Raw genomic sequence first — 20,349 nt, 5'->3', positions numbered from 1 at the left:
GTGTCTAATAACCCGTTGTGAGCCCGCTCACATGGGGGTCACACCGGTATCCCGGTTGAACGACCGATCGCAGGAGAGATTCTTGTGCATATTCACCCATTACCTCGAACACGGATGGGGCGAATCGCCTGGTCATGGTTGCGTCACCCGGTGAAAAGCCGTGAGTTTCCCGCCAAGCACGAGCGTCTGGTAACCGCCCAGGACTTGCTGCTCTTCGGTGCGTGATCGCCCTGCCGACGCCATTGCCGGCGTGCGGCGGGTTTGCTCAGAGTGCGCGCGGCGGGATTTTCGCCTGGGCAACGCGCATGCGCCCCGAAAGCGGCCTCACCGCTCCCATAGACCCGAGTCGCGGATCGCCTCGGCGAGCGGCTCCAGCACGGCAGGGTCGTGCGGCGGCGGCAGGTAGACGATGCCCAGATCCAAGCCTTCGGCGGCCAGCCCGGCGGCGTCCGCGATGACCTTCCCGTAATCGAGATCCGGCTCCAGCCGCAGGTGGGCCGAGAGCGTGATCTCCTTGGGGTCGCGGCCGATGTCCGCGCAGTGCGAGGCCAGCACGTCGCGCTTGTGGGCGAACACGTCGGGCGGACCGCCCACGAAATTCCAGTGCTGCGCGTAGCGGGCGGTGATCCGCAGGGTGCGCTTCTCCCCGCTGCCGCCGATGCAGATCGGCGGGTGCGGCCGCTGCGGACCTTTGGGCTCGTTGCGGGCGCCCTTGAGCTGGTAGAACTTGCCGTCGAAGTCGGTGGTCTCCTGGCTGAGCAGGCTGGTCAGCACCTCGCACGCCTCCTCGAAGCGGTCGAAGCGTTCCTTGATGCTGCCCAGCTCGATGCCGTAGGCGCCGGACTCCTCCTCGTTCCAGCCGGCGCCGATCCCCAGTTCGAGCCGCCCGTTCGAAATGATGTCGAGCGCTGCCGCCATGTTGGCCAGCACCGCGGGATGGCGGTAGTGGATCCCGGTCACCAGGGTGCCCACCCGCAGCCGTTTGGTGGCCTGCGCGAGCGCGGTCAGCGTCGTCCAGCCCTCCAGGCAGGGCCCGCTGCTGTCGGAGAAGATCGGATAGAAATGGTCGAAGGTCCACCCGGACTCGTAGACCTCGATGTCATCGGCCGCTTGCCAGACAGCCAGCATCTGGGCCCAGGTGGTGTTCTGCGGAGAAGTCTTGAACGCGAATCGCATGCCACCGACGTTAGCCGGTGTTTATGAAGGGCAACTAAACTCAAGCCGCGATGACTTGTGGCTCCCTCGGAATAGACACCAAGATCACCCTGCTGGCGGCGGGCCTGATCTTCCTGCTCGCGCTGATCCTGGGCGTGTGGAAGTACCGCGAGATGATGACGTCCGAGAACCACCTCGCGCATCCCTACGTCGACATCGCCCACCGGGCGGCGCTGCTGTATTCATTCGCGACGCTGCTGCTCGCGGTCTTCGTGCAACTGAGCGCCTGGCCGGTGTGGGTGAACCTGACGGCCGCGGGCGTGGTCGTCTTCTTTTTCGTGGCGGCCATCCTGGCCTACATCAGCCACGGGGCGCGACGCGACACCGTCAACCAGTTCGAAAACGCCGACGGGCGCCTCGCGTTGGCGATGGCGGCGCTGATCGCCGGCGAGATTGGCGGGTTCAGCGTGCTGCTGGCCGGGTTCGTCGCCGGCCAACTCTTGTGAGCGGGGCGGGCACACTGGAGTCATGGATCCGGTAGCGGCGTTACGGCAGATCGCCTACTTCAAGGACCGCAGCCGCCACGACCCCAGGCGTGTGATGGCCTATCGCAACGCGGCCGACATCATCGAGGGCCTCGACGAGGCGACCAAGGAGCGTCACGGCCAGGCCAACAGTTGGCAGTCGCTGCCGGGGATCGGTCCCAAGACGGCCAAGGTCATCGACCAGGCGTGGTCCGGCCGCGAGCCCGACCTGCTGGTCGAACTCCGCTCCGCCGCCGAGGATCTCGGTGGCGGCGATATCCGTTCCGCGCTGCGCGGCGACCTGCATCTGCACTCGAATTGGTCCGATGGCTCGGCGCCGATCGAGGAGATGATGGCGTCCGCGGCGGCGTTGGGGCACGAGTACTGCGCGCTGACCGACCACTCGCCGCGGCTGACCATCGCCAACGGCCTCTCGCCGGAGCGGTTGCGCAAACAGCTCGACGTGATTGACGGCCTGCGGGAGAAGTTCGCGCCGATGCGCATCCTGACCGGGATCGAGGTCGACATCCTCGACGACGGCAGCCTTGATCAGGAACCCGAGTTGCTGGAGCGCCTCGACGTGGTGGTGGCCAGCGTGCATTCCAAGCTGTCGATGGACGCCCCGTCGATGACGCGGCGCATGCTGCGCGCGGTGGCGAATCCGCACACCGATGTGCTGGGTCACTGCACCGGCCGGCTGGTGTCGGGCAATCGCGGCATCCGGCCGGAATCCAAGTTCGACGCCGAAGCGGTGTTCACCGCGTGCCGCGACCACGGCACCGCGGTGGAGATCAACTCCCGGCCCGAGCGCCGCGATCCGCCGACCCGGCTGCTGAACCTGGCGCTCGAGATCGGGTGCGTGTTCACCATCGACACCGACGCCCACGCGCCAGGCCAGCTGGACTTCCTCGGTTATGGCGCGCAGCGCGCGCTGGACGCGGGTGTCCCCGTCGACCGGATCGTGAACACCTGGCCCGCCGAGCGGCTGCTGGAGTGGACCGGCGCCAATTGAGACGGGCCGCTCAGACCTGCGCCGGTTCGGCGGGCTCGGGTACGGGTGCGGCGCTGCGGCCGGCGCCCTGCAGCAGGTTGGCGGCGCCGACGGTCGCGCAGGTCGCGGCCGGGATGAGCAACGCGTAACCGCCCAACTGAGCCCCGAACACGATCCCGGCCACGCCGCCGCCGAGGAATAACACGAGCGTCGTCGCCAGTATCGCCGTTTTCCAGTTCTTGATTCCGTGTAGCCGGCTGCGACCGAGGATCAGCCCGAGGTCGGTGACGGTTCCGGTGAAGTGCGTGGTGCGGATCGCCATTCCGCGGAAGCTCGATGTCATCCCGTTTTGCAGGCCGAGCGCCGCGGCGGCGAACAGCGCCTGCACCGCGGTCTGCTCGATGCCCAGGGCGTCGATCTGTGCCCTGACGACGGTCGCCGCACCCCCGGCTGCGGCAAGCACGAGCAAGCCTGCCTCGAGGAAGAGCACCGCGGCGTGGCGTGGGCCCGCAAGGGCATCGGTGGGCGCCAGGATCGCCCCGGCGACGGTCGCTCCCATCAGGAAGCCCAGAAAGATTGCGCCGAGCACATGGCCTTCGTACAGCCACGGGTTGGCCGTGTTCATGCCCAGCTGGGTGGTGATCGCGGTCAGATTGCCGACGGGCACCGCCAAAATCAGCAGCGCCACGGCGTTGACGAAGCCCGCGGACAAGGCGAGTAACGCGCTGTAACCGAGGAGGAGACCCTCGTGGGGCAGGCCGGTGTCGCGGGATTGGTGCGGCGGCATCGGATTCAGTTGCTCACTTTCGAGGTCGGGTTTTCGCCAGCCTAACAATCGGGCCGTAGCGCAAGCGGCGTCGCGAGGCCGATTCAAATCAATCTCAAAACAAGCGAAAAGGCTTGTAGCAGAGAGTAATTAGCGAATCCACCGACGACATGTCAGTCGGGAAGGTGCGGGGTCTCTATACCCGGATCGCGGCCGATCAAAACCGCGGGCGTCAGGGCGGACTTGCCGTACCGATCCCGCACGCGGTCGATCGCCGCGTCGATGGCGAGCCGGTTGTTGTCGTCATCGAAGGGCAGCGCCAGCTGCTGGGAGCCACTGCGGTCGATGCCCGACACCGCGAATCCGACCAACGTCAGGCCACGCTGCGCGATGAGCGGCGCCGCGTCCGCGACCAGCCGGCGCGCGGCGGCCAGCAGGGGTGCGGTGGATGACGTGGCCCACGGCAACGTGTGCGACCGGGTCGCGCGGGTGAAGTCGGCGAAGCGCAGCCGCAGCACCACCGTGCGACCGGTGCGCTTGGCGGCGCGCATGCGACCGGTGATGCGGTCGATCAGGTTGACCACCACGGCGTCGACCTCGTCGGGCGACATGGTGTTTCCGGCGCGGCCCAGCGCCCGCTGCGCGCCGACGGACCGGCGGCGCACGCCGGTGGTCACCCGTCGGCGGTCGATATTGCGCGACAACGCGTACAGCTGGCGGCCCATCGCACCGCCCACCATGGAGCCCAGCGCGGATTCGCTGAGCTCGGCGACGTCGGCGACGGTCACGATGCCGTGCGCGCGCAGCTTCTCGGCGGTCACCGCGCCCACACCCCAGAGCCGGCGCACCGGCAGCGGCCGCAGGAAGGTCAGCTCCTGATCGGGCGGCACCAGCAGCAGCCCGTCCGGCTTGGCCTCCTGGCTGGCGACCTTGGCGAGGAACTTCGTGCGGGCGACCCCGACGGTGATCGGAAGCCCGACGTGGTCGCGCACGTCCGTCCGCAGCCGCTCGGCGATCGCGACCGGCGTGCCGCTGACCCGGCGCAGCCCGCCGACATCGAGGAAGGCCTCATCCACCGACAGCGCCTCAACAATCGGGGAGCAATCCCGGAACACCTCGAAGACGGCGTCACTGGCGCGCGAGTAGGCGCTCATCCGCGGGGGCACCACGACGGCCTGCGGGCACAGCCGCCGGGCTTGGGACCCGCCCATGGCGGTGCGCACGCCGAAGGCCTTGGCCTCGTAGCTGGCGGCCAGCACCACACCGCCGCCCACGATCACCGGACGGCCACGCAAGGTCGGGTCGTCGCGCTGTTCGACGGACGCGTAGAAGGAGTCGAGGTCCGCGTGCAGGATGGACGCATCGCACCGCACGAACATATGTTCGCATAGAACGCCGACAAGCGGCTGTCAGCAGGCGTCGCCGTAAACGCTGCTGACCCAGATGTGCACCAACGTGTCGAGCAGCTGCTCGCTGGGCACCGACGGTCGCCCCTCGGCGAACGCGCTGAGCATGACCTTTTCGTTGAGCAGGTTCAGCGCCGCGGACAGGTTGTGGGCCGGCAGCGTCACCGGCGCGGCGCCCCGGGCGCGCTCGGCTTCGATCACGGTGGTGATGTGGTCGACCCATTTCTGCATGAAGCGCGACCACAGGTCGTCGACATCCTTGTTGCTGCGCGCGGCGTCGGCGGCCAGTGACACCGCGCGATGCGCCCCGAAGGTCTCGACGAACACGTTGATTCCGATGCGCCACAACGCTTTCAGGTCGGCGGGTGGGTTGGCGACCATGGTCTCCAGCGCGGAGTCGGCCTCCATGATCACGCGTTCGAAGAGGGTGAGCAGCACCGCGTCCTTGGACGGGAAATAGAAGTAGAACGTCGGCCGGGACAGGCCGGCGCCCTTGGCCAGGTCGTCAACGGAGATGTCGGCGAGCGGGCGTTCCCGCAGCAGCTGCTCGGCGGTGGACAAAATGGCCAGTTCGCGGTCGTCGCCGGACGGGCGCGCCGAACGCCTGCCCCGGTGGGTGCGGGCGGAGCCGACGGTAGTCACGGCCGCTACTTTACACGCTGTCGAAAGTTTCGACACGGTGTTGACTGCTTCAACAGGCTGTTGATAGCGTTGCCTTCATGACTGAGCACCTTGACGTCCTCATCGTGGGCGCCGGTATCTCCGGCGTGAGCGCGGCCTGGCACCTGCAGGAACGCTGCCCGACAAAGAGCTACGCCATCCTCGAACGCCGCGCCGACCTGGGCGGGACCTGGGACCTGTTCAAGTACCCGGGCATCCGGTCGGACTCGGACATGTTCACCCTGGGCTTCCGGTTCAAGCCCTGGCGTTCGGCGAAGTCGATCGCCGACGGGGCCTCGATCAAGGCCTACATCAAAGAGACGGCGGTCGAGAACAAGATCGAGCCGAAGATCCGCTACCGGCACCGGGTGGTGGCCGCCGACTGGTCGGACGCCGACAACCGCTGGACCGTGACGGTCGAGAGCAACGGGCAGCAGAGCGAGATCACGTGTTCGTTCCTGTTCGCCTGCACCGGCTACTACAACTACGACGAGGGGTTCTCGCCGACCTTCCCGGGCTCCGACGACTTCGGCGGAACGATCGTCCATCCGCAGCACTGGCCCGAGGACCTCGACTACGCGGGCAAGCGGATCGTCGTCATCGGGTCCGGTGCCACCGCGATCACCCTGATCCCAGCGCTGGTGAACTCGGGCGCGGGCCACGTGACGATGCTGCAGCGTTCGCCGACCTACATCGGCTCGCTGCCGGGTGTCGATCCCTTCGCCGAGAAGGCCAACCGACTGCTGCCCGAGCGCCTGGCGCACATGGCCAACCGCTGGAAAGCGATCGCGTTCAGCACCTTCCAGTACCAGCTGTCCCGCAAGGCCCCGGGCTACATGCGCAAGACGTTGATGACGATGGCGCAGCGGCGCCTGCCCGAGGGCTACGACGTCGAAAAGCACTTCGGCCCGCGCTACAACGTCTGGGACGAGCGGTTGTGCCTGGCCCCCGACGGCGACTTCTTCCGGACCATCCGGCACGGCAAGGCCGACGTCGTCACCGACACCATCGACCGGTTCACCAAGACCGGCATCAAGCTCTCCTCGGGTGAGGAACTGGCCGCCGACATCATCATCACCGCAACGGGTTTGAACATGCAGCTGCTGGGCGGCGTGAAGCCGACCCGCAACGGTGAGGACATCGACCTGACCTCGCTGATGACCTACAAGGGCTTGATGTTCTCCGACGTGCCGAACTTCGCCATCACCTTCGGCTACACCAACGCATCCTGGACGCTGAAGGCCGACCTGGTCTCGGAGTTCGTGTGCCGGTTGCTGAACTACATGGACGCCAACGGGTTTGACTTTGTCGAGCCGCAACACCCCGGCAACGACGTCGACGAGCTGCCCTTCATGGACTTCACCCCCGGTTACTTCCGGCGCTCGATGCACCTGCTACCCAAGTCGGGCTCGCGTGCGCCGTGGCGGCTCAAGCAGAACTACTTCGTTGACATGCGCACGATCCGGCGCGGCAAGGTCGACGACGAAGGCTTGAAGTTCGCGAAAAAGCCTGCCCCGGTAGCGGTTTAGCGGATCACCAGGTCGTGGCGACGACGACGATCCCGTCGTCGTCGCTGTAGGCGATCTCACCCGGCACGAACGTCACCCCGCCCAGGGTGACCTCGACGTCACGCTCGCCCTCACCGGTCTTGGTGCTCTTGCGGGGATTGGTGCCCAACGCCTTGACCCCGATGTCCATGCCGCGCAACGTGGCCGAGTCGCGCACCGCGCCGTTGACGATGAGCCCCGCCCAGCCGTTGGACCGGGCCAGCTCGGCGATGACGTCGCCGACCAGCGCGGTGTGCAGAGAGCCGTCGCCGTCGATGACCAGGACCCCGCCGCCGCCCGGTTCCGAGAGCACCGATTTCAGCAGCGCGTTGTCCTGAAAACACCGCACGGTGCTGATCGGGCCGGCAAACTCGGCCCTCCCGCCCAACTGGCGGAATTGCACGTCGCAGCTGCGTACGTCGGGACCGATGCTGTCTACGAGGTCGGCCGTCGGCCGGAAAGACACCGTCACTTCTGACACGTTAGACGCTGGCCGCTCAGCGGCGACGCAGCTGGCGGATGAGCAGGATCGCCAGCAGGCTGACGGCCAAGGCAACGATCAGCGGCACCGGAGATTGGCCCACCGCCGCACCCGGGACCGCGGGAGCGACCGGGTTGTTGGCGGCCTCCACGGTGGACTTCGCCTGTGCGGCAGCATCTTTGGCGGCTGCGGTCAGGTCGCCGTTACTTTCGGCCCGCTGCTGCACGTCGAGCGGTTGCGCGGCCGGCTGCTCGGGTGGTTTCGGGGGCGCGGGTTCGGCGTTCTTTGCCGGCATCTTCTTGGCGGGTGCCTTCTTGGCCGGCGCCTTTTTGGCGGGCGCCTTTTTCGCAGGTGCCTTTTTGGCCGGCGCTTTTGCGGTCTTTTTCGCCGCCTTCGCCGGCGGCTTCTTCTCCGGCGGTTTGCCGGCGCCGTCGGGTGCGCTGTTCGTTGGGTCCTGCGGGTCTGCCATGCGGCCGCTCCTTGAGCTTCCCTGTCGTCTTTCCCCTAGCTCAGTGGGTTCAAGGTCCCATCATGCCAGGACGCGTTGCGGCGCCTCCGGCACCGGTCGCCGGCCCCCGGCCTCACCGCCTGCGCCGCGCCGCCCACCACGCGCCGCCGATCACGAGGGCCACCGCGACCGCCACGAATGGCCAGACCGGGAGCGCGCCGCCGCCGTCCGGGCGGGCCGCGGGCGGACCAGGCGTGCCGGTGCCGGGCACCGTGAGCCGAAATGACCAGGATCCGGACACCACGTGGCCGTCGGCCGATGTCACCCGGTAGTTCACCGTGTACGTCCCGGCGGGCCCGAGCGCACGCAGGGTGATGCCGACCACCGCGCCCTGCACCGTGGGCTGTCCGGTGGACCACACGTTGCCGTCGGGCCCGACCACCGTCATGGCCGCGAACGTGGTTTGCAACTGCTCGTTGAAGGTGGCGCTCACCCGCTGTGGGCCGGCCGCCAGTACCGCATCGGCCGCGGGATCGGTGGAAACACGGGTGGCGTGCGCGGCCGCTGCCGGCGCGGTCAGCGTGGCGATCGCGAACATGAGGCCCACGCAGGCGCCGATCGCCAGGCGCCTCATGTCCGTCGGCGGATCAGTGCAATCGCGACGCCGGCGGCGGCGACCACCAGGGCCGCGCCGCCCAGCAGCCGGGCGGCGTTGTCGGCCGCGTTCGACCGCGCGGCGGCGGGCGGGGACCCGGGCGACCCGTGGTGTTGGTGCGGGCCCGAGGGGCCGGTGGCGAGGGTGAGCGTGGGCACCGGGTGCTCCGGCTCGCCCCCGTCGGGCAGCGGTGGCTGGTCCCACTTCACGACGGTTCCGTCGGCGTAGGTCTGCGTCGCGGGAAAGCTGACGGTATCGGTGTCGGGCAGCTTCACCGACAGCCGGAACAGCCCGAATTGATCTGGCCCGATCCCGCCGGTGAGGTTGGCCGTCCACGTCACCGACCGCACGGTGCCCGACGCGGCGTCCCGGTCGAGCTTGGCCGTCCAGCCGGGCTGGCTTTCGGTGCGCGCCGATGCGACGTTGGGAAGCGTGACGGTCAGCGCGGTGGTGAGCGCCCCGGTGTTCGATTCGTTGGGCACCTGGAACGTGACGATCGCCATGGCCCCGCGCACCGCGTTGTCGCTGCTGGCGTGCACGTGCGCCCAGGCGGCGGGGGGCTGGGCCGCCGATCCGAGATAGAGGGCGACGGTCGCGGCGAGTGCGATCAGGGTGCGCGAGATCCACCTGCTGGGGATTGCCATGCGGGGGCGTTGCCTTCCGTGCGGGTGATCAGCTCAGGCCGAGGCGGGCCATCAGGTCCGCCTCGATCCCGTCGAGCTGCGACGAGATCGCGGCGTGGGCGGCGCGGCGCCGCGCGGCCGGCATGTTCTCCGCGGCGGTGATGGCCGCCGACAGATCGGTGAGCCGTTCGGCGATGGCGGACACGAACTGCTTGGTCTCGGCGTCCTTGGGCTTCTTGTCCTGCACCATCCGCAGCGACTTCTCCGCCCCGGCGATGCGGGCCGACAGCTGGGCCCCATGACCGGAGAACTGGCCGATCTGGGCCAGCGGAATGCCGAGCTGATCGGCGCGACGCTGGTCGATCAGCGCGCGGGCCGCGACGGCCGCCCGGTAGATGAGCGGGGTGAGGATCGGCGCGAGCAGCCGAGACACGGTCAGTACCCGCCGGATTCGTGTCGGTGAGAAGATCTTGCCCTCCCGCGCGGCTTTGAGTTCGGCCTCGGCGACTTTCAGTGCGTTGCGGTCGCTGTCGCGCTGGGCCTTGATCTGCGCGCGCAGCGCCTTGTTCTCCGCCCGCTGTGCGGATTTGGCGCGGCGAACCTCGTTTTTCGCGGCCAGCTTGGCTTCGAGCTTCGCGCGGGCCTTGATCGCCGAGGCTTCGGCGCGACGCGTCGCGCGGCTCTTTCGCTTGCGAAACAGGCCCATTGCCGGCCGCCTCCCGGTCATCTCGTGGACTATCGCTCTCGCGGTTGCGCGATCCGCTGAGCCAACCCTAATCGGGATGGGCGGGCGGCAGCCCTCCAGGGCAGGCCGGGCGGCCGGTGTCGGCGCCGACGTCAGGCGTCTAGGTGCTCGGCCCGACGCAACTCGTTGACCCGCTCCATGACCTCACGCTGCGCCTCGGGGGACAGCTCGGCCGTGCGCACCGCGATACGGCGCACATTGTCGTCGCGCGTCGTGGCCAGCCACGACAATTCCTTGTCGAGCTTCTCGTAGTACTCGTCGTCGGTGAAGTAGGCCGACTTGATCCGGAAGAAGTTGGCCAGAGCGGCCATGGTCGCCGTCGACGGGTTGGTGCGATTGCCGGAACGCAGCTGGGAGAGGTAGGGAGCCGACATCGTTATGCCCTCCGCCTTGAGCGCCGCGATCACTTCCGCGGAGGTGTGCGGCCCGCGTCCGGGGGGATACACCGTGTCGAACAGGCGGTTCAGGCGAGCAGCGAACGTCGTGCTCATTTGTTATGACCTCCACTTGGCTGTAGAAGTGAACTATTACCTAGGTGTATTTGCTGATCATGGTAGCGAGGCTTGATGACCGTAACCAGGTGCAAACCCCAGGGGATTCCCGACCGGCATAGCTGACGCCTGCCACCTCCCCACTCGACGAGCGTCTAACTGATTCGCTGGGGTGTCCACTAAATCAATGAAACTCACAGGTTATCCGCAGAATTGGACGTCCGTTCCGAAGTGGCGGGCGGATGCCCTGCTGACGGGCGCGATAATATGCCGGGCTGCGCTGGGAAATCGCACCGCAACGGGCCGGGGAGCCCGGGCGATTTAGCGCACCCTTTGCTGCCGAGCGCGAAAGCCGCCCCGTGGCCTGCCGCGCTGGCCGGCAGACGGGTCCCGGACACCGGCGGTCGAGGCGTCGTTAACTTAGCCGGTTTGCGGTGGTCCGGCGCCGATTTGCCGTGACGGTCCTGCGGCGCCGCCGCGTCTGCGCGACCGCGATTGCGGCAACGGTCATCGCCACGGCGACGGTCGCGGCGACGGCCACCCAACGCCAGCCCAAGGCGCTGTCGAACAGCATCCACAGCCCAAACGTTCCGAACAGCAGGCTGGCCGCGACGTGCAGCAGTTTCTCCGGAAGGCGCCGATGCAGAAGCCGTCCCGCGGCGATCGCCAAACCGTCGGCCAGCACCATGCCCAGCGTCGAGCCGATCCACACCCCGACCCAGTCGTGGTGGCTGGCCAACGTCACCGTCGCCAGGGCGGTCTTGTCGCTCATCTCGGCGAGCGCGAACGACGACACCACCGTCAGAAAGGCGAATCGCGGTTCGCGCAGCTGCGACACCGCCTCGTCGGTGGTTGCGCCCTCCCGCCAGGCCCACACCGCGAACGCGAGGAAGGCGAGGGCCGATGCAAAGGCCAGCGGCCGGGCCGGCAGGGCGGCGCCCAGGAAGTGACCGATTGTCACCGAAACCCCGTGGACCGTGAACGCGGCGAGCGCCACCCCGCTCAGCACCACCCACCACCGGTAGCGCAGGGCGTAGGTCATGGTGATCAGCTGGGATCGGTCGCCGAGTTCGGCGACGAACACCACTCCCAGAGTCAATAGGGTGGCGGCGAGCATGCCGGGTGACCTTTCGACGCGTCGTCGACGACCGCGGAAGTCGTCGAACTCCGGTCGAAGGTCTCGCCCACCGGGATGAACCGGTTCGTCGGCCGGGCTGGGCGCCAGTATGTCGACCCGACGATTGGGGGCTACTCCCCTTCGCTAACGGGTCCCAGATTAATGGGCCCGTTCGGTGTCCGCCAGCGCGGCAACGGAGTTCGGCCAGCCGTACTTCTGGGATTCGAGACCCGAACTGCGTTCGGGCATTTCGTTTATGCGGCGAGCAGCATTGCCAGTATTGCCGTATCGGGGTGGCTGATCGGGTCGACACCGACTCGGCTCACCATCGAGGTAATGGTGCCGTCGGCTTCCGCTTCCACCCACGCCGCCCGGTGCTCGAGTCCGAGATAGGGCAATCCGGGCAGCAATACGCAGCCCGATGCCGCCCCGTTGCATTCCGGCAGTGACGGGGTGGTTTCCGAGGGAGGGTGCAACATGAGTAATGCCGGCGGCTGATGCTCTGCGAAATAGCCCGGCTGAATGGCCGATTCACCGAAAACCGTGCCCTCGGCCAGCACCAGTCCCACCGTGCCCGGCTCGGGCTCGTCCGGCAATTCCTCGCGGGCTCCGAAGACCGTTGTGGTGGAGAGCAATCCGGGCAAGGATGCGACCCTGACCGCGACCATGAGCAGCTGGGCCCATTCTTTGGTCGAATCGGGCCAGCGCCCGGAGATCACGAATCCTTTCAAGGCACCGCGAGAATGGAACGGGGAAACCCCGATAGGCCGATCCGACCCTGTTTCCATTTCGACCTCCGCGCGACGCCTCCGGTTGGAATAACCACACTGGTAAGTCCGAATAACTAAGCATGCGCGCGGTTTAGGCGCCGTGCAACATCGACACGGTCGGTGGCGCAATCGGTGCCACGCGTCGATGAAGGGTCGGACAAACGACGGGGGCGCCGCGCAACCGCGCGACGCCCCTGCCGATCGAAATGAAAGTCAGCCGAAAATCAGGCCCTGGGTTTTCGAGGTCGCTGCCGCGTACCGCTTCTGCACGTCCGCCCAGTTGACGACGTTCCAGAACGCCTTGACGTAATCCGCCTTGACGTTCTTGTACTGCAGGTAGAAGGCGTGCTCCCACATGTCGACCTGCAGCAAGGGGATGATGCCGAGTGGAACGTTGGCCTGCTGGTCGTAGAGCTGGAAGGTCAGCAGTCGGCTGCCGAGGGTGTCGTAGCCCAGGACCGCCCAGCCCGAGCCCTGCAGCCCGTTGGCGGCCGCGCTGAATTGCGCGCGGAATCGGTCGAAGGATCCGAATGCGTCATCGATCGCCGCGGCCAATTCGCCGGTCGGTTTGTCGCCGCCGTCCGGCGACAGGTTCTTCCACCAGATCGAGTGGTTGACGTGGCCGCCCAGGTGGAAGGCGAGGTTCTTTTCGTTGAGGAAGATCGCAGCGTGGTCCTCGTTGGCGCGGGCCTCTTCGAGCTTGGACAGAGCGTCGTTCACGCCTTTGACGTACGTGGCGTGGTGCTTACTGTGGTGGATCTCGTTGATCTGCCCCGAGATGTGCGGTTCCAACGCTGCATAGTCCCAGTCCAAGTCGGGCAGGGTGTATTCAGCCACGGCATTCCTTTCTTCGATTATCGTCTTGACGCTCAGTCGCGCCGGGTCGCCTCACGGCGGCCAGCCGTTATCAACCCTGCTCCATGACCGCGCGCTCCGCAAGAACGACCCGTGTGAGCCGGAACGCGAATACCCGCTCAGCGGCGTTTCAAGACAAGACGATGACCGCGAGCACCGCGAGCAACGCCAGGGCGATCAACCCGGCGCGCAGCGCGGCGATGCTGTAGCTGTGATTCCACGCCGGCGAGCCGCAATACGACTTCGACGGGCCCGGTGAACCCGGACCGAACGACTGCGTGGCCATCAATCGCCTTTCACCCCCCGGTCACCTCGCGTTAGTGAGGTGAGTCACAAACACTTTTCGCGAACGCGATCATAACGCTTTGTGGCGAGCTTGAGAAATAAGGCGCTGAACTGGGAGTCGGCGACACGGCAGGGCTTGGACGGCCGATGCCGGCGGGGCATGGATCGTCGGCCCGTTGAGGGGGTTTGGTGAGGCAGTCCATTTCGCTCAACGACCGGTTTGGGGCTGTCGATGGCATGCGTGCAATTCCGGGGTGTTATCCACAGTTACACCACGGTCAGCCGCCAGAGGCTGTAGTGATGCGTTCTATACCCGCTGGGTGTATGTGGATAAACCTGTGGAAACTGTGGATAGTCTTTGCCGCCTCCGTCGGTTGCCGAGCCGGCTCGAACGGTCGCCGATCGAGGCCCCCGTGCGGTGTCCCTCGACCCGCGTCAGGACGGCGTTAGTCTGGTCCCGTGATCCAGGTGTGCTCCCAGTGCGGCACGCGCTGGAACGTGCGTGACCGACAACGAGAATGGTGTCCCCGATGCCGCGGGGCCCTGATGGCGCCCGCGCCGGACGCCCCGCGATGGGGTGCGCCCGGTGCCCCGACGCAGGTTCCCCGCTCGGCGACGACGGGGTGGCAGCGCACCCCGCCGCGACTGCCGCCCGGCTACCGCTGGATAGCGGTGCGGCCCGGCGCCGCGCCGCCGGCGCGACGCGGCCGCCGTCCCCTCGGGCCGACGCCGCGCTACGCCGTCATACCGCGGTGGGGTTTGGCCGACCGCGTCGAGCGGGCGCGCGCCGCGGCGGAAGCACCCGCACATCCGGGACCGCCGGCGCAGCTCGTTCGCACCACGTCCTTCGTCAGCGTGCTGGTGCTCAGCATCGCCGCCCTGGTGTACGTGGTGCGGTACCTGCTGCTGGTGGTCAACCGGAACAGCTTGCTGAACACGTGGGTGGCCCTCGGAGCCGACTGGCTCGGCGTCCTCGCCAGCGTGGGCGCGGGCGCCGCGGTGATCGCTTCCGGCGTCATGCTGATCCGCTGGATGATCGCCCGCCGCGCCGCCGTGTTCGCCCATCATGGCCTGCCCGAGCAGCGCTCCACGCGGGCGCTGTGCGCCGGCTGCGTGGTGCCGCTGGCCAACCTGCTGTGGGCCCCGGTGTACGTGATCGAGCTGGCGCTGCTCGAAGAGCACTATGCCCGGCAGCGGGGCAGCATCCTTCAGTGGTGGGGCGCGTGGGTGTGCAGCTACGCCGTGTCCATCGCGGCCATCGCGACCAGCTTCGCCACCGACGCCCAGGGCATCGCCAACAACACCGTCCTGATGGTCGTCGCGTATCTGTTCGCGGCCGCCACGCTGGCCGCCGCCACCCGAGTCTTCGAGGGATTCCAGCGCAAACCCGTCGCCCGGCCCGCGCATCGCTGGGTCGCGGTTCCCGACGACGGGCCCGCCGTCCCGGCGTCGGCCGCCCCAGTTGAGTTGAAGGGGCAGGACCCGGCAGCATAGGGGTATGACGTGGGCCGACGAGGTGCTCGCCGGGCATCCCTATGTCGTCGCCCATCGCGGCGCGTCGGCCGCGCGGCCTGAGCACACGCTTGCCGCCTACGACCTTGCGCTGAGAGAAGGCGCCGACGGTGTGGAATGCGATGTGCGCTTGACCCGCGACGGGCATCTGGTGTGCGTGCACGACCGCCGGCTCGACCGGACCTCGACCGGCGCCGGCTTGGTCAGCACGATGACGCTCGCCGAACTGCGCGAGCTCGAGTTCGGGGCATGGCACGACAGCTGGCGAGAAGACGGCGCGCACGGCGACACCAGTTTGCTGACGCTGGACGCGCTGGTGTCGCTGGTGCTGGATTGGCATCGGCCGGTGAAGCTGTTCATCGAAACCAAGCACCCCGTCCGGTACGGCTCGCTGGTGGAAACCAAGCTGCTCGCATCGCTGCATCGGTTCGGCATCGCCGCACCCGCCTCGGCGGACCGGTCCCGCGCGGTGGTGATGTCGTTCTCGGCGTCCGCGGTCTGGCGGATCCGGCGAGCCGCGCCGCTGCTGCCGACGGTGCTGCTCGGCAAGACCGCGCGCTATCTGACCAGCGGCGCGCCCACCGCCATTGGCGCCACGGCCGTCGGGCCCTCGCTCACCACGCTGAAGGAATGTCCTCAACTGGCCGACCGCGCCATCGCCCAGGGCAGGGCGGTCTACTGCTGGAACGTCGACGACTACGAAGACATCGATTTCTGCCGCGACGTCGGGGTGGCCTGGCTCGCCACGCACCATCCGGGCCGCACCAAGGCGTGGCTGCAGGGCAACCGCGCCGGCGAGGGCAGCGGTTAGCCCGACCGCTATTGCTGTTCGTCCGATGTGGACGGGGGTGACGGCCCGTCGGACGCCAACGACTCGAACAACCGCGCGGCCTCGTCGTGATTCCACACCACCACCGACCCGGCGTCACCGCTGCTGAACTGGCCGATCGGGACGGTCATGGTGCTGGTCGACCCGTGTAGTGCCCAGCCGAGCCGGGCCAGATCCCAGACGCGGTCACCCCGGTCGACGGTCAGGGCGTCGGCCGCCGCGCGCGGCACCGAAAACCAGCGCCACGGATTGAGCCACACCGCGGGACTGGCGGCCCGATGCAGCAACGCCGCCACGAACTGCCGTTGATTGACCATCCGGTCCAGATCCGCCCGCGGGGTGTCGCGCGACCGGACGTAGCCGAGCGCGTTGCGGCCGGTGAGGGTCTGGCAGCCCGCCGGAAGGTCGATGCCGGCCAACGGATCGCTGAACGCCGTCTTGGGGCACACGGTCACCCCGCCGAGCGCGTCGACCAGCGCGGCGAACCCGCCGAACCCGATCTCGGCGTAATGGTCGAGGCGCAGCCCGGTGGCCTGCTCCATCGTCCGGGCCAGCAATTGCGCGCCGCCCATCGCGAACGCGGAGTTGATTTTGTCCTTGCCGTGACCCGGGATCGGCACGTAGGAGTCGCGCGGTATCGACACCATGGTCGTCGGCACTCCGGCGCCGACCCCCGGCACGTGAACCAGCAGGATCGTGTCGGTACGTCCGTTACCGATGTCGCCGCCGGTGGCCAGATCCTGCTGCTGCTCGGCGCTGAGGCCCTGGCGGCTGTCCGACCCGACGATCAGCCAGTTGGTGCCCCGGCCGGCCGCGGGGCGGTCGGCGTAGTCGGCGAGCACCGGCTCGCGCTGCAATTTGTTGTCGAACCAGGCCGCCCCCGCGATGACGCCCGCGCCGGTCAGCAGGAGGACAACCAGCAGGACCGACACCACCGTGCGGACCCAGCGGACCCCCCGTCGCCTCCGGGGCGCGCGCGGCGCCTGCGGCCGGGGCGGTGGAACTCGCGACGCCGGCGCAGTGGCGGCGGGTCGTGGCGGCGGTTGGTGCAGCGGCTGGGTCTGCGCGGTCGGCGACACGGGCGGGCCGGCCGGGCGGCGGATCACCTGCGGCGGCTCGGGACGCGGCTGGGCGGGCGGGCTCCCACCGGGAGGCCGCCGGCGTTGCGGTGAGCGGTCGCCGTTCACCCGGTTAACGTACGTGCCCGGGCCCCCGCCGCGCCGCTGCGGCGCGTCGTAGGGCTAGCCCCGCGCGCGAAGCCCGTTGATGAACGGGCAGCCCATCAGCACCCGGATGGCCTGGCTCAGGCCGGTCATGTCGTCGACCGGTTTGTGGAAGGGCAGCCGGACGTCGTGATCACGGTCGTCGCCCTCGACGCGGAACCGGACGCCGTAGCGGTCCAGGCCCAGCGGTCGGACGTGGCCGCGCCGCAGGGGAGCCGGAAGCCTGGACACCAGTCGCGCCAGGACATCGCTGTGGGCGGTGTCCAGGTGCCAGAGCAGGCTCGACTCGAGCGCGCAGAACGGGTCGGGCCGGGCGTCCAGCAGATCGCCCACGCTGACCGGCTCCGCGCCGGTGGCGTCGGTGACGACCACCGAGGCGATCTCGAGCCGCAGCAGCGTGTAGCGCGGTTCTTCGCCGTCGGGGGGCGCACTCCGCGGGGTGTCGACGCCCAGCAGCGCCGGATTCGGGCACTCGGCGGCGATCAGATCGAGGGTGTCGAGGATCTCGCTCGGGTGCACCTCCTGGAGGTGCCCGCGGACCCAGACCAGCGAACGGACCGGTTCGCGCAGCGGAAGTGGCGCGTAGTCGGTCAGCTCCAGCAGCGCCGGGGCCCCCGAGATGGGGCGCTCGGGCTCGCCTGCCCTTTCGACGGGGACCGCCAGCGCGACGGATCCGTCGTCCATCAGGTGATGCACCGGGGTGGCGACGGGGTCGTCATGCTCGATGGCCAGCAGCGCGCCACTGGCGCGGACACAGGTGCTGCGAATCCGTTCGGCGGTGGTCGGGGCGGGGCAGCTCAGCGGTAACACCATGCTCATCCTTCGATTAGGTAAGCCTAAGTTAACTCACCCACGGAGGCGTCGCAAGGGGTTTTCTGGCCTGCACGCCGCTAGGGTTGGGACGTGGCCCGCATCGCTTACCTCGGTCCGGAGGGGACGTTCACCGAGGCGGCGCTGCGGCAGATCACCGCCGCCGGCCTGGTACCCGGGCAAGGCGGAGGAGTCGAACCCTCGCCCGTCGAAAGCACCTCCGCGGCCCTGGACGCCGTGCGCGATGGCGGCGCCGACTACGCCTGCGTCCCGATCGAGAATTCGATCGACGGTTCGGTGACGCCGACCCTGGACAGCCTGGCCATCGGATCACCCCTGCAGGTGTTTGCCGAAACCACGCTGGACGTCGCGTTCAGCATCGTCGTCAAACCGGGCCGCAGCGCGGCGGACGTGCGGACGCTGGCGGCCTTCGGCGTGGCGGCGGCCCAAGTGCGACAGTGGGTGGCCGCCAATCTGCCCAACGCCAAGCTGCGGCCCGCGTACTCCAACGCCGACGCCGCCCAACAGGTGGCCGAGGGGCACGCCGACGCCGCGGTGACGTCGCCGCTGGCCGCCACCCGCTGGGGGCTGGACACCCTGGCCGAGGGTGTCGTCGACGAATCCAATGCCCGCACCCGCTTCCTTCTGGTCGGCCGGCCGGGGCCACCGCCGGCCCGCACCGGGGCCGACCGCACCTCGGTGGTGCTGCGCATCGACAACGAGCCCGGCGCGCTGCTGGCCGCGCTCGCCGAATTCGGCGTCCGTGGCATCGACCTGACGCGGATCGAATCCCGGCCGACCCGAACAGGACTCGGCACCTACCGGTTTTTCGCCGACTGCGTCGGCCACATCGACGACGATGCCGTCGCCGAGGCACTCAAAGCGCTGCACCGTCGTTGTGCTGATGTGCGATACCTGGGATCCTGGCCCACCGGCTCACCCGCCGGCGCGTTGCCGCCGTCGGCCGACGACGACGCGCGCTGGCTGGCGCAGCTGCGGGACGGAAACCCCGACGAGCGGGGGTCGCACGGGTGAGCGGTCGGTTGATCCTGGTGCGACACGGCCAGTCATTCGGAAATGTCGAACGCCGGCTCGACACGCGCCCGCCCGGGGCGGAGCTGACCCCGTTGGGCCGTGACCAGGCCCGCGCGTTCGCCCGCGGGTCGGGACGGCCGGCGATGCTCGCGCACTCGGTGGCCACCCGGGCCTTGCAGACCGCCGCCGTGATCGGGGGCCAGGTCGAGGTGCCGCCCATCGAGGTGCCGGGCGTCCACGAGGTCCAGGTCGGACGGCTGGAAAACCGCAACGACGACGACGCGGTCGCCGAGTTCAATGCGATTTACGAGCGTTGGCACCGCGGCGAACTCGACGTCGCGCTCCCCGGTGGCGAAACCGGCAACGACGTGCTGGACCGGTACCTCCCGGTGCTCACCGACCTGCGCCTGCGCTATCTCGACGACCACGACTTCCACGGCGACATCGTTCTCGTCAGCCACGGCGCGGCGATCCGGCTGGCCGCCGCCGTGCTGGCCGGCGTGGAAGCCGACTTCGCGCTGGACAACCACCTGAACAACACCGAATCGGTCGCTTTGACGCCGATCACCGACGGGCGGTGGAGCTGCGTGCGCTGGGGAACCTTGACGCCGCCGTTCTACCCGGAGGAAGAGGCGACCCCGGTCGCCGACGCGGTGCGGTCAAGCACCGACCCGATGGGCTGACCTCTCGGTCAGACGGCCAGCGCGATCACCGCGGTGCATGTGCAACCGACGGCGTCGCAGTCGATGACGAAGGCGTGCGGCAACAACTCAGGAGTGAAGCAGTCCGGCTCCGTGCATTCCGAGCGGTGCAGTGCGTGGCGAATGATGGTGCCGTGACAGTGATCTAAGCCTGCCCGGCAGTCGCGGCAGTCAATGCTCATAGGTGAGTTCATAGCACCCGGCGCGGACAAATCCGGGATGCCGCGCCCGGAAATCCGGCCGACGTCCGAGGTCCTCAGGCCCAGCCCAGCTCGTGCAGCCGGTCGTCGTCGATGCCGAAGTGGTGAGCGATTTCGTGGATCACCGTGATGGCCACCTCCTCGACGACCTCGTCCTCGGATTCGCACACGTCCAGCAGCGCCTCGCGGTAGATGGTGATGGCATCAGGCAACGAGCCGAAGTAGTCGGAGTCGCGTTCGGTCAGCGCCACCCCCTCGTACAGCCCGAGCAGTTCGGTGTCCTCGGGATGGCGGCTTTCGACCAGCACGACGACGTTGTCCATGGCGGCCGCCAGCTCGGGCGGGATCAGGTCGAGGGCGTCGGAGACCAGTTCGTCGAAGCGCTGCGGATCCATCCGCACGGACACCCGTCTAGCCTCCCGGCGGGGGCTCGGCGGGCGGCGGCGCCTCCGGGGCCGGGTTCGCGGGCGGGGCGCCGTTATCCGCCGGCTTATTATACTGCTGGGCGGGCGCCTTTTTG

At 68.5% G+C, this 20,349-nt stretch carries 24 protein-coding genes and 1 pseudogene; 7 read left to right on the top strand and 18 right to left on the bottom strand.

The annotated features are described in order from the left end of the window. Window positions 1-324: 324 nt before the first annotated feature. Complete coding sequence (locus A5732_RS08360; protein ID WP_064951830.1) at window positions 325-1,176, bottom strand: LLM class F420-dependent oxidoreductase; 852 nt, start codon at window positions 1,174-1,176, stop codon at window positions 325-327. Window positions 1,177-1,226: 50 nt separating this feature from the next. Between A5732_RS08360 and A5732_RS08355 the strand changes: the two genes are divergently transcribed. Continuing rightward, window positions 1,227-1,661, top strand: a complete 435-nt coding sequence (locus A5732_RS08355) for a hypothetical protein (RefSeq protein ID WP_065055045.1) — start codon at window positions 1,227-1,229, stop codon at window positions 1,659-1,661. A 22-nt stretch (window positions 1,662-1,683) separates the two neighbouring features. Next, the gene (locus A5732_RS08350; protein WP_076101933.1) at window positions 1,684-2,691 is read left to right on the top strand and encodes a PHP domain-containing protein; all 1,008 of its coding nucleotides are present in this window, start codon (window positions 1,684-1,686) and stop codon (window positions 2,689-2,691) included. A 10-nt stretch (window positions 2,692-2,701) separates the two neighbouring features. Here A5732_RS08350 and A5732_RS08345 read toward each other — a convergent pair whose 3' ends face one another. From A5732_RS08345 to A5732_RS08335, 3 genes are all read right to left on the bottom strand, one after another. Next, window positions 2,702-3,457: a YoaK family protein gene (locus A5732_RS08345; protein WP_249266836.1), complete on the bottom strand. Its 756-nt coding sequence runs from the start codon at window positions 3,455-3,457 to the stop codon at window positions 2,702-2,704. A gap of 152 nt (window positions 3,458-3,609) precedes the next feature. After that, complete coding sequence (dinB, locus tag A5732_RS08340; RefSeq protein ID WP_076101932.1) at window positions 3,610-4,815, bottom strand: DNA polymerase IV; 1,206 nt, start codon at window positions 4,813-4,815, stop codon at window positions 3,610-3,612. A gap of 30 nt (window positions 4,816-4,845) precedes the next feature. Further along, on the bottom strand, window positions 4,846-5,484 hold the full coding sequence (locus A5732_RS08335; RefSeq protein ID WP_064951834.1) for a TetR/AcrR family transcriptional regulator: 639 nt from the start codon (window positions 5,482-5,484) through the stop codon (window positions 4,846-4,848). Between the two features lie 77 nt (window positions 5,485-5,561). Here A5732_RS08335 and A5732_RS08330 point away from each other — a divergent pair, with 77 nt between their 5' ends. Further along, the gene (locus A5732_RS08330; RefSeq protein ID WP_076055610.1) at window positions 5,562-7,031 is read left to right on the top strand and encodes a flavin-containing monooxygenase; all 1,470 of its coding nucleotides are present in this window, start codon (window positions 5,562-5,564) and stop codon (window positions 7,029-7,031) included. A 4-nt stretch (window positions 7,032-7,035) separates the two neighbouring features. Here the strand turns inward: A5732_RS08330 and rraA are convergent, their stop codons facing one another. The 10 genes from rraA to A5732_RS27300 form a co-directional block, all read right to left on the bottom strand. Further along, complete coding sequence (gene rraA, locus A5732_RS08325) at window positions 7,036-7,521, bottom strand: ribonuclease E activity regulator RraA (RefSeq protein ID WP_076055611.1); 486 nt, start codon at window positions 7,519-7,521, stop codon at window positions 7,036-7,038. A gap of 25 nt (window positions 7,522-7,546) precedes the next feature. Next, window positions 7,547-7,999: an Rv3852 family protein gene (locus tag A5732_RS08320; RefSeq protein ID WP_076101931.1), complete on the bottom strand. Its 453-nt coding sequence runs from the start codon at window positions 7,997-7,999 to the stop codon at window positions 7,547-7,549. A gap of 112 nt (window positions 8,000-8,111) precedes the next feature. Next, a complete protein-coding gene (locus A5732_RS08315) occupies window positions 8,112-8,612 on the bottom strand; it encodes a copper resistance CopC family protein (protein WP_076101930.1) in 501 nt (166 codons plus the stop codon). Continuing rightward, complete coding sequence (locus tag A5732_RS08310; RefSeq protein ID WP_076101929.1) at window positions 8,609-9,277, bottom strand: YcnI family copper-binding membrane protein; 669 nt, start codon at window positions 9,275-9,277, stop codon at window positions 8,609-8,611. Before A5732_RS08310 ends, A5732_RS08315 begins: the two co-directional genes overlap by 4 nt. A gap of 28 nt (window positions 9,278-9,305) precedes the next feature. Further along, entirely contained in the window at window positions 9,306-9,962 is a 657-nt protein-coding gene (locus tag A5732_RS08305; protein ID WP_076101928.1) for a DUF6474 family protein, read from the bottom strand. Between the two features lie 131 nt (window positions 9,963-10,093). Then, the gene (locus A5732_RS08300; RefSeq protein WP_007771864.1) at window positions 10,094-10,492 is read right to left on the bottom strand and encodes a hypothetical protein; all 399 of its coding nucleotides are present in this window, start codon (window positions 10,490-10,492) and stop codon (window positions 10,094-10,096) included. Between the two features lie 415 nt (window positions 10,493-10,907). After that, on the bottom strand, window positions 10,908-11,609 hold the full coding sequence (locus A5732_RS08295) for a TMEM165/GDT1 family protein (RefSeq protein WP_076101927.1): 702 nt from the start codon (window positions 11,607-11,609) through the stop codon (window positions 10,908-10,910). 254 nt (window positions 11,610-11,863) lie between these two features. After that, window positions 11,864-12,397, bottom strand: coding sequence for a hypothetical protein (locus A5732_RS08290; RefSeq protein ID WP_064951842.1), 534 nt, complete (start codon window positions 12,395-12,397; stop codon window positions 11,864-11,866). Between the two features lie 195 nt (window positions 12,398-12,592). Then, window positions 12,593-13,216, bottom strand: a complete 624-nt coding sequence (locus A5732_RS08285; RefSeq protein WP_008262954.1) for a superoxide dismutase — start codon at window positions 13,214-13,216, stop codon at window positions 12,593-12,595. 148 nt (window positions 13,217-13,364) lie between these two features. Further along, entirely contained in the window at window positions 13,365-13,520 is a 156-nt protein-coding gene (locus tag A5732_RS27300) for a hypothetical protein (RefSeq protein ID WP_165821908.1), read from the bottom strand. Between the two features lie 458 nt (window positions 13,521-13,978). Between A5732_RS27300 and A5732_RS08280 the strand changes: the two genes are divergently transcribed. After that, entirely contained in the window at window positions 13,979-15,013 is a 1,035-nt protein-coding gene (locus A5732_RS08280; protein ID WP_076101926.1) for a DUF4328 domain-containing protein, read from the top strand. A gap of 4 nt (window positions 15,014-15,017) precedes the next feature. Continuing rightward, entirely contained in the window at window positions 15,018-15,842 is an 825-nt protein-coding gene (locus tag A5732_RS08275) for a glycerophosphodiester phosphodiesterase (protein WP_076055622.1), read from the top strand. Window positions 15,843-15,850: 8 nt separating this feature from the next. Here A5732_RS08275 and A5732_RS08270 read toward each other — a convergent pair whose 3' ends face one another. Both A5732_RS08270 and A5732_RS08265 read right to left on the bottom strand, forming a co-directional pair. Next, complete coding sequence (locus A5732_RS08270) at window positions 15,851-17,047, bottom strand: LCP family protein (protein ID WP_076101925.1); 1,197 nt, start codon at window positions 17,045-17,047, stop codon at window positions 15,851-15,853. 54 nt (window positions 17,048-17,101) lie between these two features. Next, the gene (locus tag A5732_RS08265) at window positions 17,102-17,896 is read right to left on the bottom strand and encodes a DUF2470 domain-containing protein (protein ID WP_076101934.1); all 795 of its coding nucleotides are present in this window, start codon (window positions 17,894-17,896) and stop codon (window positions 17,102-17,104) included. A gap of 90 nt (window positions 17,897-17,986) precedes the next feature. Here A5732_RS08265 and pheA point away from each other — a divergent pair, with 90 nt between their 5' ends. Beyond that, complete coding sequence (gene pheA, locus A5732_RS08260; RefSeq protein WP_076101924.1) at window positions 17,987-18,928, top strand: prephenate dehydratase; 942 nt, start codon at window positions 17,987-17,989, stop codon at window positions 18,926-18,928. Beyond that, window positions 18,925-19,611 carry a histidine phosphatase family protein gene (locus A5732_RS08255; RefSeq protein ID WP_076055629.1) on the top strand — a complete coding sequence of 229 codons (687 nt, stop codon included), beginning with the start codon at window positions 18,925-18,927 and terminating at the stop codon, window positions 19,609-19,611. The genes pheA and A5732_RS08255 overlap by 4 nt, the downstream gene beginning before the upstream one ends. Before the next feature lie 8 nt (window positions 19,612-19,619). Here the strand turns inward: A5732_RS08255 and A5732_RS08250 are convergent, their stop codons facing one another. Beyond that, complete coding sequence (locus A5732_RS08250; RefSeq protein WP_076101923.1) at window positions 19,620-19,811, bottom strand: hypothetical protein; 192 nt, start codon at window positions 19,809-19,811, stop codon at window positions 19,620-19,622. After that, a pseudogene (locus tag A5732_RS08245) lies at window positions 19,812-20,236 on the bottom strand (metallopeptidase family protein); the annotation flags it as partial. It abuts the gene before it with no gap. Window positions 20,237-20,349 lie beyond the last annotated feature (113 nt).

The sequence above is a fragment of the Mycobacterium colombiense genome (assembly GCF_001953985.1).
GTDB lineage: Bacteria > Actinomycetota > Actinomycetes > Mycobacteriales > Mycobacteriaceae > Mycobacterium > Mycobacterium colombiense_B.
This window is presented reverse-complemented; position numbering and strand designations above follow the sequence as displayed.